This is a genomic window from Ramlibacter ginsenosidimutans (assembly GCF_016654015.1).
Classification (GTDB): domain Bacteria; phylum Pseudomonadota; class Gammaproteobacteria; order Burkholderiales; family Burkholderiaceae_C; genus Ramlibacter; species Ramlibacter ginsenosidimutans.
Window position 1 is genome coordinate 396,879 of record NZ_JAEPWM010000001.1, and the last position, 14,557, is coordinate 411,435.

15 protein-coding genes are annotated in these 14,557 nt (G+C 68.7%); 6 read left to right on the forward strand and 9 right to left on the reverse strand.

The genetic code is table 11. The features are described from left to right. Window positions 1-7: 7 nt before the first annotated feature. Together JJB11_RS01995 and JJB11_RS02000 are read right to left on the reverse strand one after the other, a co-directional pair. The gene (locus JJB11_RS01995; RefSeq protein ID WP_201166226.1) at window positions 8-997 is read right to left on the reverse strand and encodes an MBL fold metallo-hydrolase; all 990 of its coding nucleotides are present in this window, start codon (window positions 995-997) and stop codon (window positions 8-10) included. Between the two features lie 96 nt (window positions 998-1,093). Beyond that, the gene (locus JJB11_RS02000) at window positions 1,094-1,579 is read right to left on the reverse strand and encodes a DUF2917 domain-containing protein (RefSeq protein WP_201166227.1); all 486 of its coding nucleotides are present in this window, start codon (window positions 1,577-1,579) and stop codon (window positions 1,094-1,096) included. A gap of 115 nt (window positions 1,580-1,694) precedes the next feature. Here JJB11_RS02000 and JJB11_RS02005 point away from each other — a divergent pair, with 115 nt between their 5' ends. Beyond that, window positions 1,695-2,675 (forward strand): LysR substrate-binding domain-containing protein, encoded by a 981-nt coding sequence (locus tag JJB11_RS02005; protein WP_201166228.1) that lies wholly within the window; start codon window positions 1,695-1,697, stop codon window positions 2,673-2,675. A 6-nt stretch (window positions 2,676-2,681) separates the two neighbouring features. On the opposite strand, the gene JJB11_RS02010 is transcribed toward JJB11_RS02005, so the two are convergent. Further along, entirely contained in the window at window positions 2,682-3,284 is a 603-nt protein-coding gene (locus tag JJB11_RS02010; protein WP_201166229.1) for a 5-formyltetrahydrofolate cyclo-ligase, read from the reverse strand. Window positions 3,285-3,293: 9 nt separating this feature from the next. Between JJB11_RS02010 and JJB11_RS02015 the strand changes: the two genes are divergently transcribed. The 3 genes from JJB11_RS02015 to JJB11_RS02025 all read left to right on the forward strand — a co-directional run bounded on the left by JJB11_RS02015 (window position 3,294) and on the right by JJB11_RS02025 (window position 7,562). After that, on the forward strand, window positions 3,294-5,279 hold the full coding sequence (locus JJB11_RS02015) for a lytic transglycosylase domain-containing protein (protein WP_201166230.1): 1,986 nt from the start codon (window positions 3,294-3,296) through the stop codon (window positions 5,277-5,279). 308 nt (window positions 5,280-5,587) lie between these two features. After that, on the forward strand, window positions 5,588-6,274 hold the full coding sequence (locus JJB11_RS02020; protein WP_201166231.1) for a glutathione S-transferase family protein: 687 nt from the start codon (window positions 5,588-5,590) through the stop codon (window positions 6,272-6,274). Between the two features lie 46 nt (window positions 6,275-6,320). Then, entirely contained in the window at window positions 6,321-7,562 is a 1,242-nt protein-coding gene (locus tag JJB11_RS02025) for a multifunctional CCA addition/repair protein (RefSeq protein WP_201166232.1), read from the forward strand. Here JJB11_RS02025 and JJB11_RS02030 read toward each other — a convergent pair. The 3 genes from JJB11_RS02030 to JJB11_RS02040 all read right to left on the reverse strand — a co-directional run bounded on the left by JJB11_RS02030 (window position 7,535) and on the right by JJB11_RS02040 (window position 9,818). Further along, complete coding sequence (locus tag JJB11_RS02030; RefSeq protein WP_201166233.1) at window positions 7,535-8,461, reverse strand: ROK family protein; 927 nt, start codon at window positions 8,459-8,461, stop codon at window positions 7,535-7,537. The genes JJB11_RS02025 and JJB11_RS02030 overlap by 28 nt on opposite strands. Window positions 8,462-8,465: 4 nt before the next feature. Continuing rightward, the gene (locus JJB11_RS02035) at window positions 8,466-8,660 is read right to left on the reverse strand and encodes a DUF2905 domain-containing protein (protein WP_201166234.1); all 195 of its coding nucleotides are present in this window, start codon (window positions 8,658-8,660) and stop codon (window positions 8,466-8,468) included. Between the two features lie 78 nt (window positions 8,661-8,738). After that, window positions 8,739-9,818, reverse strand: coding sequence for a class I SAM-dependent methyltransferase (locus JJB11_RS02040; protein ID WP_201166996.1), 1,080 nt, complete (start codon window positions 9,816-9,818; stop codon window positions 8,739-8,741). Window positions 9,819-9,850: 32 nt separating this feature from the next. Here JJB11_RS02040 and JJB11_RS02045 point away from each other — a divergent pair, with 32 nt between their 5' ends. Beyond that, window positions 9,851-10,615, forward strand: coding sequence for an SDR family oxidoreductase (locus tag JJB11_RS02045; RefSeq protein ID WP_201166235.1), 765 nt, complete (start codon window positions 9,851-9,853; stop codon window positions 10,613-10,615). Beyond that, complete coding sequence (locus JJB11_RS02050) at window positions 10,612-10,986, forward strand: dihydroneopterin aldolase (protein ID WP_201166236.1); 375 nt, start codon at window positions 10,612-10,614, stop codon at window positions 10,984-10,986. Before JJB11_RS02045 ends, JJB11_RS02050 begins: the two co-directional genes overlap by 4 nt. Before the next feature lie 200 nt (window positions 10,987-11,186). On the opposite strand, the gene JJB11_RS02055 is transcribed toward JJB11_RS02050, so the two are convergent. From JJB11_RS02055 to JJB11_RS02065, 3 genes are read right to left on the reverse strand one after another with little or no spacing between them, the layout of a single operon-like run. Beyond that, window positions 11,187-12,485, reverse strand: coding sequence for an aromatic ring-hydroxylating oxygenase subunit alpha (locus JJB11_RS02055; RefSeq protein ID WP_201166237.1), 1,299 nt, complete (start codon window positions 12,483-12,485; stop codon window positions 11,187-11,189). A 34-nt stretch (window positions 12,486-12,519) separates the two neighbouring features. After that, window positions 12,520-13,518 (reverse strand): DODA-type extradiol aromatic ring-opening family dioxygenase, encoded by a 999-nt coding sequence (locus JJB11_RS02060; RefSeq protein ID WP_201166238.1) that lies wholly within the window; start codon window positions 13,516-13,518, stop codon window positions 12,520-12,522. A gap of 7 nt (window positions 13,519-13,525) precedes the next feature. Further along, window positions 13,526-14,515, reverse strand: coding sequence for an amidohydrolase family protein (locus JJB11_RS02065; protein WP_201166239.1), 990 nt, complete (start codon window positions 14,513-14,515; stop codon window positions 13,526-13,528). Window positions 14,516-14,557: the final 42 nt, after the last annotated feature.

The following is a 14,557-nucleotide window of genomic DNA, read 5'->3' on the forward strand; positions in this document are numbered from 1 at the left end:
CAGCCGCTCAGTCCTGCAGGGACGCCCACATTTCCTTGTCGCGCTCGGCCGTCCACACGCGCGGGATCGCCACGCCGCGGGCTTCGTCGAACGCGCGGCTCACGTCGAAGGGCAGGCAGTGCTCGTAGATGAAGACGTGGCCGAAGATCGGATCCATGGCCTTGCGCGTGTGCTTCATCGCCGCCTTGAGATCCATGTTGGCGGCGGCCGCTTCCTTCGCGCAGCGGAACAGCGTCTCCACCCAACGCTGCGTGTAGCCGATGCCGGCGGCAACCTGCTCCTCGCCCTTCAGCGCTTCGCCGCGGCCGGGCACCAGCGCCTTCGCCTTCAGCGACTTCAGCGTCTCCAGCGTGGCCGGCCACTCGGCCAGGTGCGCATCACCGGTGTACACGCCGGCGTTGAACTCGACCAGGTCGCCGGAGAACAGGACCTTCTCCTCCTCGACCCACGCCACCGTGTCGCCGCGCGTGTGCCCGTTGCCGGGCGACCAGATCTGCACGCGCACGCCACCGAGATCGACCGTCAGGCGGCCCGGCACTTCGCCCTTGCCGGGGACGCCGCCGCCGATCACGAGCGTGGGCCAGGTGAGGCCCGGGATCTCTTCGGCATTGCGGAACAGGCGTGGGAAGCGGTCCATCTCGGACTGCATGTCCTCCTTGCCGCGCTCCGCGATCAGCTCGTAGGTGCCCTGGCTGGCGATGATCTCGGTTGCGCCTTCCTTGAAGTACGCGCTGGCGCCCAGCACGCGCACGGCGTGGTAGTGCGTCAGCAGCACGTACTTGATCGGCTTGTCGGTGATCTTGCGGATGTGGGCGATCAGGTCGCGCGCCATCGAGGGCGTCGCCGTGCAGTCGCTCACCATCACGTACTTGTCGCCGATGATCACGCCGGAATTGGGATCGCCCTCGGCGGTGTAGGCCCAGCAATGGGCGGACAGTTGTTCGAAGGTGATCTTCTTGTCGGCCAGGTCGGCCTGGCTGGCAAAGGCTTTGCTCATGGAGTCTCCTGCTGGGGGGCGTGCGGTCGGCCCTCATTCTACTTAGCGTAACGCGTTACGCATTGTTGAACGAGAGCCGCGCTCCCGGCATTCGACTCAGGCCGTGTGCGAGCAGGCGGACATGCGCCGCCCGCCGCGCGCCGCATCCCAGGCGAGCCGCGTCAGGCCTGTCGCCAGTTGCCCCGCCGCACGCAGCGCGATGGCGAACGCCATGCGCAGGTCGGCCAGCGGCTGCAGCACGCCTGCGAAGTTCAGGCGCGGACGCGCCGCCGCTTCCGCCACGGGCGCCGGATCCCACGTGAAGTAGGACGCGCCACTCGCGTTCCAGGCTTCCATCACGACGTTCTGGCCGGCCCGCACGGGCATCGCCTCGCCCACTTCCAGGATGTGGTCGCCGGCGTCGTCGGGCGTGCGACCGTGCGGCCCTTCCACCGTAGCCCACACGCGCCCGTGCGCGACACGGACGATGCCGTCGGCGGTCGGGCGCAGCGTGATGGCCCGGCCGCGCGCCAGCTTCCAACTGCCCGGCAGGGCGGACGCGGGCGCGGATGCGAGGAAAGCGGGCAGGCTGCGGCTGTTCATGATGGACTCCGGCAATGGCTTTTCGGAATGGAATGATCTGTCACGCCCGTTTGGTGGTCCAATGAAATCCCGCTACGCTATTGATTCCGCTTCCGCATCAATCGCCGCTCCGCCCATGCAGCATTCGCAAACCCATTTGCGCACCCGGCCGATCGCCGCCGGCCACCTCCGCGCCTTCGAGGCCGTCGCCCGCCACCTGAACTTCCGCGCGGCCGCGGAGGAGATGGCGCTGACGCAGTCCGCCGTGAGCCGCCAGATCCAGTCGCTGGAAGAAGAAGTGGGCGTGAGCCTGTTCCTGCGGCACACGCGCGCCGTGGAGCTCACGAGCGCCGGCGCGCAGTTGCTGATGGCCGTGTCGCAATCGCTGCCGCGCATCGACAACGCCGTGCGCCAGATCCGCCAGAGTGCGGGCCGCCGCTCGGTCGCGCTCACCACCTTCGCGTCCTTCGCCTCGATGTGGCTGATCCCGCGCCTGGAGCAGTTCCAGCGCGACAACCCGGACATCGACATCCGCATCGACGCCACCGACACGCCGCTCGACCTGGAGATCGCGGATGTCGACCTCGCCCTGCGCTACGGGCCGATGGCGACGATGCCGGCGCAGGCGGTGCGGCTGTTCGGCGAGCAGCTCACGCCGGTCGCGAGCCCCTGGCTGTTGAAGGAGCGCCCCCTCGCGCGGCCCGCCGACGTCGCCCAGTTCACGTTGATCGAAGCCGGCGACGCGCACCAGACGCACCTGGAGTGGCTGACCTGGCGGCGCTGGTTCGACGAGCACGGGCTGGCCAAGCTGCAGCCCAAGCGCTGGCTCTACTTCAACTATGCGTACCAGATGGTGCAGGCGGCGCTGGCGGGCCAGGGGGTCGTGCTGGCGCGCCTGCCCCTGGTGGCGGAGAGCCTCGCCAACGGCGACCTGATCGAGCCGCTGCCCCGCTTGCGCATGGACTCTCCCATGGCCTACTGGCTGCTGGTCGGGCCGCGCAGCGCGCAGCGGCCGGAGATCCGCGCCTTCTGCGAATGGCTGATGGGGCAAAGCCGGATCACGCGCGAGACCATCGGCGAAGTGCCGGACCCCGACACCATCGACAACATCGACTGAGCCCGGTCAGTCGCCCTCGTCCAGCGACATGGGCCAGACCACGCCCAGCTCGTTCAGGATGGCGTCGAGCGGCACGTCGTGCGGCTCGGGCTCCATGCGCGGCACGAAGCCGGCGGCGAATCCGAGGCCCGCGGTGTAGGGACGCGGCTGCAGCTGGGCCAGCGTGCGGTCGTAGAAGCCGCCGCCGTAGCCCAGCCGGTAGCCGCCGACGCCATAGCCCACGAGGGGCACGAACAGCAGCGTGGGCACGATCACCTCGGTGTCCTTCGGCTTCGGGATGCCGAACGCGTCCTCTTCCATCGGGCAGCCGGGGAACCATGCATGGAACTTCAGCGTCTGATTCACCTTGTCGACCACTGGCAGCCCGATGCGGCGGGGCTGCGGTTCGTCGAGCAGCTCGCCGTCTTCCTTCCAGCGATGCAGGGCAGGCAGCGGATCGAATTCCCCCTTGATCGGCCAGTACGCGCCAATGACCGTGTCGGAGCGTCGCACCAGCCAGATGCGCATGACCTGCTGCAGCATGTCCGCACGGCGTAGGCGGTCCGGCATGTTCAGGCGTTGAGATATGAGCCTTTGGCGCAATACCTTCTTTTCTTCCGACCTGTCCATAATTCCCCGATGAAGTTGAGAACGATTCTGGCATCCCTGGTGATCGTCCTCGCCGGATGCGTCCAGGCGCAGCCCCGTGACGACGTCATCCTCGACATGCAGAGGGCGTTCGCGGCCGGCAACCGGGCGCGTCTCACCCAGCTGCTGCCGCTTGCCCAGGGCCATGTGCTCGAACCCTGGGCCGCCTACTGGGAGCTGCGGGCGCGCCTCGATACGGCCGGCCCGTCCGAAATCCAGCAGTTCCTCGCACGGTACGCCGGAACCTATCAGGAAGACCGGCTGCGTAACGACTGGCTGCAACTACTGGGCGAACGGCGCGACTGGGACACCTTCGCGCAGGAATATCCCAAGTTCCGCATGAAGGACGACCGGGAAGTCCGCTGCTACGCCCTGCTCGTGCAGGCGCAGCGGGATGCGAGCACGATCCCCGCCGTGTCGGAGGACGTGCGCCGCAACTGGCTGGCGCAGCGCGAGGCCGACGACGGCTGCACGCTCGCGGCCGCCACGCTGCTGGACAAGCCGGGCTCGCACGTGACCTCCTCCGACGCGTGGCGCAAAGTGCGGCAGGCGGTGGAAACCGGCCGCGTCCGCGCTGCCACCGCCGCCTTGCAGATGGTCAAGCCCGATGCCCTGCCCCTGCTGGCGGAGCTCAATGCCCATCCGACCAAGTTCCTGACCAGCAAGGTGTTCGCCGCTTCGCGCATGCGCCGCGAAGTCGTGGGCCTGGCGCTGATCAAGCTGGCCACGACCGACGTGGAGAACGCGGCGAACCAGCTGGAGAGCAAATGGGGCCCGCAGATCCACCCCGAGGAGCGCGACTGGGTGTGGGGCGTGATCGGCCGGCAGGCGGCGTACCGCATGCTGCCGGCAGCCGACGGCTACTTCTCGAAGGTGCAGCATGACCGCTACCTGAGCGACGAGCTGCTGGGCTGGAAGGTGCGCGCCGCGCTGCGCGCCCCGGGCGGTCCCGACTGGCGCAACGTGCAGGAGGCGATCGGCGCCATGAGCGAGGACGCCAAGGCGGACCCCGCCTGGACCTACTGGCGGGCCCGCGCCCTGCTCGCGGCCAGCAAGCCCTCCGAAGCCCAGCGGGGCGAGGCCGAAAGGCTGCTGGACTCCATCGCTTCGCCGCGCGGCTTCTACGAACAGCTCGCGCTGGAGGAGCTCGGCCGCCCGATCACCGTGCCGCCCAAGCCGGCGCCGCTGACCGACGACGAGAAGAAGGCCGCGCGCCAGGAGCCCGGGCTCACCCGCGCCCTGTACGCGATCTCGATCGGCCTGCGCCCGGAAGGCACCCGGGAGTGGAACTACACCACCAACCTGCACCGCAGCGGCGGCTACACCGACCGCGAGCTGCTGGCTGCGGCGCAGTACGCCTGCGAGCGCGAAGTCTGGGACCGTTGCATCAACACGAGCGAGCGCACCCGGACCGAGTTCGATTTCGAACAGCGCTTCCCGATGCCGTTCCGCGACGCGGTGGTCCAGCGCGCGAAGGAAATCGATCTCGACCCGGCCTATGTGTACGGCCTGATCCGGCAGGAAAGCCGCTTCGTGACCGAGGCGCGCTCGGGCGTGGGCGCGCACGGCCTGATGCAGGTGATGCCCGCGACGGCGCGCTGGACCGCCCGCAAGCTGGGCTTGAGCGGCTTCACGGTGGACCAGCTGGGGGAGAAGGACACCAACATCGCCATCGGCACCGGCTACCTCAAGCTCGTGCTGGACGATTTCGGCGGATCCATGCCCATGGCCGCGGCGGCGTACAACGCGGGCCCGAGCCGGTCGCGCGCCTGGCGCAACGGGCCGGTGCTGGAGGGTGCGGCCTGGGCGGAGACCGTGCCGTTCCAGGAGACTCGCGATTACGTGAAGAAGGTGCTGGCCAACACCACGCTCTACGCGGCGATGCTCACCGGACAGCCGCAGTCGCTGAAGGCGCGGCTGGGCATGATCGGCCCGCGCGACGTCACGCTGCCGACGCCCAACATCGACCTGCCGTAGCGGCCCGGTCAGGCGGGTCGCGTGGCCCCATTGTGCGAACCTCGGCTTGCTGCCGCGCTGGATCGCTGGGGTTCGCGGTGCTCACCGCCAGCCTACGCAGTTCCCGGGTAAAGCGCAGACCATGGGCCACGGGTGAAGCGCAGACCGTAGGCTGGCGGTGAGCCGCAGGCGAACCCCAGCTTCCCGCGTGATGCCGGATTGCCTGGGTTCGCTGCGCGACCCTCGGCGGCTCATCAATCCCTGCCGGCTTTCGCATCAATCGCCGCCGCGAGGACCGCTAGCATGGCGGCCATCACAAGGAGGCCGTCATGCTGACGCTGTACATCGGCAACAAGAACTACTCGTCCTGGTCCATGCGCCCGTGGGTGCTCATGAAGCAGGCGGGGATCGCTTTCGAGGAACGGATGGTCCGCTTCGAGGCGCTCGAAGGCGACTCCGGATTCAAGCGCACCGTGCTCAAGGTGAACCCGGCGGGGCGCGTCCCCGTGCTGGTGGACGACGGCTTCGCCATCTGGGACACGATGGCCATCGCCGAGTACTTGGCCGAGCGCTTTCCCGAGCGGCAGTTGTGGCCCGCGGACGTGCGGGCCCGGGCACGCGCGCGCAGCGTCTGCGCCGAGATGCACTCCGGCTTCACCGCGCTGCGCACGCATTGCCCGATGAACATCGAGGCGTCGCTGCCGCAGGCAGGCGCCCTTGCCTGGCGCGACCAGCCGGGGCTGCGCGCCGACGTGCAGCGCCTCGTGGGCATGTGGACGGACCTGCTGCAGGAACACCGCGGGCCGATGCTGTTCGGCGACTTCAGCATCGCCGACGCCTTCTTCGCCCCCGTGTGCATGCGCCTGCGCACCTACCAGCTGCCGGTGCCCGGTCCCGTCACCGACTACGTGCGGCGCGTGTGCGCGCTGCCGGGGGTGAAGGCCTGGATCGACGAGGCGCTGGCCGAACAGGACTTCCTCGACTTCGAGGAGCCGTACCGCACCGGGCGCGGCTAGCACGGCGCAGCGGGGTGGGCCCGGCGCCCGCCCTTACACTGCGCCCATGCGAAGCTTCCGCGTGGGGGGTGCGGTCCGGGATGCGCTGCTGGGCCTGCCGGTCAACGACACCGACTGGGTGGTGGTGGGCGCCACGCCCGATGCCATGATCGACGCCGGCTACCTGCCGGTCGGCAAGGACTTCCCGGTGTTCCTGCATCCCGAGACGCGCGAGGAATACGCGCTCGCGCGCACCGAGCGGAAGACCGGCCGCGGCTACCACGGCTTCAGCTTCCAGGCCGCCCCGGACGTCACGCTGGAGCAGGACCTGGCCCGGCGCGACCTCACCATCAATGCGATCGCGCAGGCCGAGGACGGATCGCTGATCGATCCCTACGGCGGCCAGCAGGACCTGCGCCGCAAGCTGCTGCGCCACGTCACCGACGCCTTCCGCGAAGACCCGGTGCGCATCCTGCGGGTCGCGCGCTTCTCTGCGCGCTTCCATGACTTCAGCCTCGCGCCGGAGACGCTGGAGCTCATGCGCGCCATGGTGGCGGACGGCGAGGCGGACCACCTGGTGCCCGAGCGGGTCTGGCAGGAGCTCGCGCGCGGCCTGATGGAGGAGAGGCCTTCGCGCATGTTCGAGGTGCTGCGGGACTGCGGCGCGCTGGCGCGCATCCTGCCCGAGGTCGATCGGCTCTGGGGCGTTCCACAGCGCGCCGACTACCACCCCGAGGTGGACACCGGCGTGCACAACATGATGGTGCTCGACATGAGCGCGCGCCTGGATGCGCCGCTGGCCGTGCGCTTCGCCTGCCTCACGCACGACCTGGGCAAGGGGACCACGCCGGCCGACGTGCTGCCGCGGCACATCGGGCACGAACAGCGCAGCGCGAAGCTGCTGCAAGGCCTGTGCAACCGCCTGCGCGTGCCCAACGACTGCCGCGAGCTGGCCGACGTGGTTGCGCGAGAGCACGGCAACATCCATCGCAGCGGGGAGTTCGGCGCGGCCGCCATCGTGCGGCTGCTGGAGCGCTGCGATGCCTTCCGCAAGCCGCAACGATTTGAGCAGGTGCTGCTGGCCTGCGAGTGCGATGCGCGCGGCCGGCTGGGACTCGAGGAGCAGGCCTATCCGCAGCGCGAGCGCCTGCTTGCGGCGCTGACCGCCGCACGCGCGGTGGACACCGCCACGCTGGCCGCGCAGGCGCGCGATCAGGGCCTCTCAGGCGAGGCGATCGGCGAGCGCATCCAGCACGCCCGCGTGCAGGTCGTGCACGACCTTCAGACGAGCAGGGCCAGCGCCGCGTAGTCGCCCACGCGATCGCCGAGGCCGGCCGCGACCAGCTCGCACCCGGCCGTGAGCGCAGGCAGCTTGCCGCGCAACTGGTCCTGCAGGCGCGGCAGCAGATAGTCCTTGTTGTTGGTGAACACGCTGCCGCCCAGGCTGATGCGCTGCAGGTCCAGCATCACCGCGATGTTGTACAGCGCGCGCCCCATCACGCGGCACAGCTCGTCGACCACGGCGATCGCCGAAGCCTCGCCGGCACGCACCCGGTGCATGAGCGTGGCGGCGTCGGCGCCGAGGCGCCGCGCCACCGCGTTGCCCCCGACCAGCGCCTCGACGTCGCCGATGTTGCCGCAGCCGCACAGAGCATCGTCGTTGTCGCTGACGAACATGTGGCCGCCGTGGCCGGCGTTGCCGTTCTTGCCGCGCAGCACCTGGCCGTCCACGCACAGGCCCATCCCGACGCCCGTGCTCCAAGTGACGAAGGCGCAGTGGTCGAAGCCCTGCAGTGCACCCCAGCGGCGCTCGGCCTCCAGGGCCGACACCGCATCGTTCTCGACGCGCACGCCTTCCTTGAAGCGCTGCCGCAGCGGCGCTTCGAGCGTGGCAGTCATCCAGTCGTTCGGCAGGCCGCGCGCCGGGCCGGCGAGGCCGCCGCAGATGTTGGGACTCGCGAGTTCGACCAGCCCGGCATTCAGCACGAACGGTCCGGCGGAGGCCACGCCCGCGCGCTGCACGCGCGAAGGATCGATGCCGACGTCGGCACAGGCTTCGTCCACCATGCGGATGATCTGGCGCGCCACCGCGTCGTGGCTGCCGGTCTTGGCCGTGGGCTCGCTGCGGCTGCCCACCAGCTCGAGCCCGGCGCCGCTGTTGAGGCTGACGGCGAGCTTCGTGCCGCCGATGTCGATGCAGGCTTTCATGGATTCAGAGGTACTTCGCGATCACCGACGCAATCATGCTCAGGAGAATGGTCGAGGTCAGCGGCACGAACATCTCGCGCCCGAACAGGCGGAAGCGCAGGTCCCCCGGCAGGCGCCCGAACCCGAACTTCTGCAGCACGGGCGAGAACCAGCTGATGAAAATCAGCGCGAGGAAGATGACGAACATCCAGCGGATCATGGGTGCAGTGTAGGGCCAGGAACGGCCGCGCGGGCCTGCGGCAGCAGGGGACCCGCCGGCGCGCAGGGCACCGCCGGTTCACAGCGTGTGGGTGCGGTCGCCGAAGCGGAAGCCGATCGCGTTCCAGAAGGGCCCGCGCTGGAAGGCGATCACCTTGAACAGCTCGCCCATCTCGTGCTCCGCGACCAGGCGCTGGGCTGCGGCCTGCTGCGCGATAGGCAGCGCCGCCATGCGTTCGACGATGCCGCAATTGATGAGGAAGCGGCCCTGCGTCGCATAGCCCAGGGTCGGCAAGCCGACCTCCTGCGCCGCGACCGCGACGCCGGTGAAATCGACGTGGCTGGTGATGTCCTTCTCGCCCGGTGCGTCCAGCGGATCGGGATCGGCCAGGTGCCCGCGGTGGCACATCAGCGTGCCCATGTGGCGTTGCGGGTGGTAGTACTCCGCTTCGGGGAATCCGTAATCGAAGAAGAAGGCGGCGCCCTGCGCCAGCCGCTCGCCCAGCGTGCGCACGAAGGCCTGCGCGTGATGGTGCAGTTCGGTGAGGTAGTCGTGCGTGCCGGCGGGCTCCACCGGGGGCCGCAGGTGCGTGAGCACGTCGGACCAGGCGAGGCGGCCGTCCTGGAGCGTGACGCCGCGCTCGTGCCACAGGAGGTTCTTGCGGGCGAGCAGCTTCACCGGCATCGCGTCGAGCACCTCGTTGCCGATCACCACGCCGTCCATGGACTGGGGCAGCTCCGACACCCACTGCACCCGATCGCCGAAGGCGGCCAGCGCCTCACGCTGCCGTTCGCGCAGGGACGCCGACAACTCCACGATCGTGTAGCGCTGCACCCGGGGTCCCAGCGCCTGCAGCAGTTCCCGCGCCAACGCGCCGGAGCCGGCCCCGAACTCCCACAGCTCGGTGGTCGCGGTGCGCTGCAGGGCTTCTTCCACCTGCACCGCCAGGCACTGGCCGAACAGCGGGCTCATCTCGGGCGCCGTCACGAAATCGCTGCCCGATGCCGGCATGGTGCCGAACTTGCGCGAGGTGTTCGCGTAGTAACCCAGCCCGGGCGCGTACAGCGCCAGGGCCATGTAGCGATCGAAAGGAAGCCAGCCGCCCGCCCGGGCGACCTGCTCGGCGATGAGCTTCTGCAGCCCGGTCGTTACACTCATTGCATGGGAATTCACCAGGGCATTGTCCGCCAATGAGTGCCGCCGCAGGCCGCTGCGTGCTGGTCACCGGCGCCTCGCGCCGGCTCGGCCGCGCCATTGCCCTCGACCTGGCCCAGGCCGGCTGGCGCGTCGCCGTGCACTACCGCAGCTCCGAGCAGGAGGCGCGGCAGACGGCGGCAGAGTGCGCGCGTCACGCGCCGGCCGAGGTGTTCCAGGCCGACCTGCAGGACGAGGCGCAGGTGCGGGCGCTGGTCCCCGCCGCCGTGCGCCACTTCGGGCAACTGGATGCGGTCGTGAACAACGCCTCGCGCTTCGAGCACGACGACGCGCGCAGCTTCACCGCGGCATCGCTCGCCGCACATATCGCCTCCAACACCGCCGCGCCCGTGCTGCTCGCGCAAGGGCTGGCGCAGCACGTCGATGAGCGCAACTCGGAAGGCGCGGTCGTGAACCTGCTGGACCAGAAGCTGTGGAACCCCAATCCGGACTTCTTCAGCTACACGCTGTCGAAGGCGGCGCTGGAAGCCGCAACCACCTTGCTGGCCCAGGCGCTGGCGCCGCGCCTGCGCGTGGTGGGCGTCGCGCCCGGGCTCACCTTGACCAGCCACATGCTCTCGCAGGAACGCTTCGAGCAGTTGCACAAGCTCTCGCCCCTCGGCCGCTCGTCCACGCCGGAGGACGTCGCGCATGCCGTGCGTTTCGCACTGGAGAACCGCGCCATCACCGGCACCACCTTGCTGGTGGATGGCGGGCAGCACCTGATGAAGTTCGACCGCGACTTCTCCCTGATGCCATGAGCGTGAGCAAGACCGGCACCCGCATCCTGACGCTCGAGGGCCTGCGCTTCGACGCGAACCTCGGCATCCTCGACCACGAGAAGACCGCGCCGCAGCCGATCCGCGTCGACGCGGAACTGAACCTCGGCACCCAGCCCCTGCTGCCCAGCGACGACGACATCATGCACGTGCTGGACTACCGCAAGGTGCGCCGCATCATCATCGAGGAGTGCACCGCGGTGCATGTCAACCTGCTCGAGACGCTGATCGGCAAGCTCGCGCACCGGCTCCTGCAGTTGCCCGGCGTGCTGGGCGTGCGGGTGCGCATCGCCAAGCTGGAGATCTTCGACGACTGCGAAGTGGCCATCCGCATCGAGACCGGGCACTGGTGATCAGTGTCGCCAAGAATTCTCTTTGAAAGAGGATAGATTAGGTCTCGCTGCAAATGCGAGCCCCCAGAAATCGATGACTTAGAGCTCTTCCAGGTCTCGCATCGCGAGCTGGCGTCGCACAAAGCTCTGGGGCGTTCTGCGGGTGGCATGAACAATGAACGCTGCCGCCGCAGGCATGGGGCAACCGGGATAGGTGACGGTCAGATCCGATTCCGCCGCGACGCGACGATCCCGTCGAACTCCTGTGCCTCCAGCCCCATGGCATCCGAGAACGCTTTGCGCACGGACTCGGGCTGGCCAGCCTGGAAGATGTAGGTCCGGTAGAGTACCTTCATGCGCGGGTGCTGCATGATCTCGTCCACCGTGAATCCCTCCACCACCTGGGCACGGTCCATCATCGGCAACTGCACCTTCACGTTGCGAGCGGGGTCGCGGATGATGCCTTTCGGATCTCCCCCGGCGGCCACCTTCTCCAGCTCGTCGAAGAAGCGGCGCCGGATGGCCACGATGCCCCGGTCGCTCGCGCCCAGGTGTTCCTGCGTGCGGTCGGCAATGACGCCCTGCCCTACCCAGGCCAGGAAGTCCTGGTTCATCACGTGCGTGTCGATCCAGTTGCCGCGCTCGTCCTTCAGCGGCCCGTACCAGGTGGGGATCGAGCCCTGCACGTACGGCTCGCGGCCCTTGGGCACGCGCGTGTACTTCCAGGTCACGCTCAGCGTGTTCTCGTCGTCGATCGGCACGCGCCACTCGAAGTGCTCGCCCAGGAAGAAGCCGTTGGGCCACAGGCAGACTCGGCCGATCGTCCAGGCGTCGTCGTTCTCGCCGCTGTCCTCGCGGGTGCGGCGGTAGACGAAGCCGTACTCGAACTCGTCGAAGTCCAGCTTCAGGTGCTTGGGCCCGTGGGACAGATCGCCCGTTCGCAGCCGCCTGCCCCAGTTCTCGTGCATCCACTCGAAGTGCACGGGGTCGATGGAGTTCTCCTGGCACTGGAACCAGTTGCAGGGAACCTCGGAGATGACGACCTGGGAAAAGCCGTTGTCCCACGAGAAGGCTTCCCAGTCCGGCAACAGCGGTGCCGGCTGCGGTCCCATGTAGGTCCACAGCATCCCGCCCTTGGCCTGCACCGGGTACGACTTGATGCTGATGCGGGCCTTGGTGTCGCGCTCGGGGAAGCAGGTGTCCTCGAACGGCTGGGAGATGCACTGCCCCGTGTGGTCGAACGCCCAGCCGTGATAGTTGCAGCGCAAACCGCTCTGCTCCACCATGCCGTAGGAGAGATCGGCACGGCGGTGAGCGCAGCGCCGATCGACGAGGCCGAAGTTGCCGCCCAGGTCCTTGTACAACACCAGGTCCTCACCCATCAACCGGATCGGCTTGGTGCTGCGCGAGTCGAATTCGGAGACCCCGGCGACCGGCATCCAGTAGCGGCGCAGGAGATTGCCCATGGGAGTGCCCGGGCCCACCTGTGTCAGCAGCCGGTTCTTTTCCTCAGTCAACATACGTTGCTCCTTTTCTCGGTGCAAATCGTTTTCTTCAGGCCGGCTTCCATGCCGCGAAGCCGGCGCCGACGCCCGTTCCCGCGGGAGTGCGGAACAACGGCTGGTACTCGCTCCAGGCCAGCGGCAACCCGCCGGCGGCGCCGGCCGCCACGATCCAGTTCAGGATCTCGGAGGAGCCGGAGTTGAGGGCGCTGCGCGGAATCGAGCGCAGCGCCGCGTGGTCGCCCGAGGCGATGGCGCTCAGCACGAGGTGGTCGAGCTCCTCGTCCACCACGAAGTGGCTCAGCCCCCCCGAGCCCACCACCGCGATGCGTTGCGTTCCCGGCATGGCCTCGATGACCCGCCGCATCGCCAGCCCCAGGTCGTGGCAGCGTTCGGCGCTCGGGACGTTCGGGCCGTAGTAGGTGTTCAGCAGCACGGGAACGACCGGGATCGCGCGGCCGCGGAACAGCCGCCTGACGATGAAGCCGTACGCGTGCCCGAAGCCGGACTTGCCGCGCTCCTCCATCCGCGCGCAAGCGCCGACGTCGAAGTGCTCGTCCACCAGCCCGCGGATCAGTTCCAGCGCCAACTGCGGCGCGCACGGTAGCGTGTGCCGCGCGTCCATCATGTAGCCGCGGCCCATTTGCTGCACCCAGGCCGCGCTCTCCTCATCGCCGTACTGGTTGCTCGTGACCATCTCCTCGCCGTGGTAGATGGCGATGGCGGGCTGGTTGGCGGGCGTGAACAGCTCGCGGTGATCGTCGCCGACGATCACCACCACGTCCGGCGCCGCACGCTCCAGTTCGTCGGCGAGGCGGTCGAGCGCAGCGTGGCACGCGCGCTCCTTGGCCGAGAGGATCTCGGGCGTGATGACGTCCGCGCAGCGCGGGCCGAGTTCGGCCAGCACCTCTGCGTACGGCATGAGCCGTCCGTCCGAGAGGTTCAGCTGCGTGTTGGCGTAGTCCGCCGCGGCGCGGTGCCGCCACTGCTCCGCCGTGAGGGTCAGCAAAGGCGTGTGCGAGGCGCCGATGGCCAGGACGATCTGTGCCATCCGCCCCTCACTCGTCCTTGCGGAAGCGCGTGTACAGGCGGGTGCAGTTGCACTCGAACACGTTGCGGCGGTCCTGCTCGCTGAGGAACGACATTGCCTCGATGTCGGGCTTCAGGTCGTCGTACGCGCGGCCGGTCTTCGGGTTGATCGCGCTGCCGGTGCCCGGGTTCTCGGTGGCGAACAGCACGCGGTCGGGGCCGACCACCTTGAACAGCAGTTCGAGCGCGTCCTTGTCGTAGGTGCAGGTGTCGAAGTGCAGGCGCTTCAGCTTGTCGTCGAAGAACTCGCCGCCCTTGCGCACCGACCAGGCCCGGAATCGTCCCATGTGGTAGGGAATGGCGCCGCCGCCGTGCGGCACGATCAGTTTCAGGTTGGGGAACTTCTCGAAGACGCGCGAGTTCATCAGCGAGATGATCGAGATGCTCTCCTCATTGATGAACTTGAGCGTGTAGCTCTCGCGCGGACTGCAGCTGCCCGCCGAGTGGATCAGCGCGGGCACGTCGAGCTCGCACAGCTTCTCGTACAGCGGGTACCAGAACTCATCCCCCAGTCCCGGGGGCGGCGCGGCGTCACCCTCGGTCGGGTCGGGGTTGAGCAGGCAGCCGATGAAGCCCTGCTCCTTGACGCGGAACTCCAGTTCCTTGAAGCAGTTGACCGGGCTCTCGTCGCGGTACTGGGGCAGTCCGGCCACGGCGCGGAAGCGCTTGGGGAACATCTGCACCGTGCGGTAGATCAGGTCGTTCATGTGCTGCGTCCATAGCGCCGTCACCGCAGCGGGCTTGACCGAGTGCATCTGCATGTACGGGCGCGGCGACAGGAACTGGATGTCGGTGCCGACCTCGTCCATGATGTCCAGGATCACCTTGGCGGCGGCACGCACGGCGTCGTCCGCCAGCTTGGGCACCGCGTATGGGTTGGCCCGGTTGGCGACCAGTTCGGCCATGAACTTGTAGCTTTCCGGCGGGATGACGACGTGGGCGTGGGAGTCGATGATCATTCGGGAGTCCTGGGTGGTTGGGATGAGTTGCTGAGGAAGGGA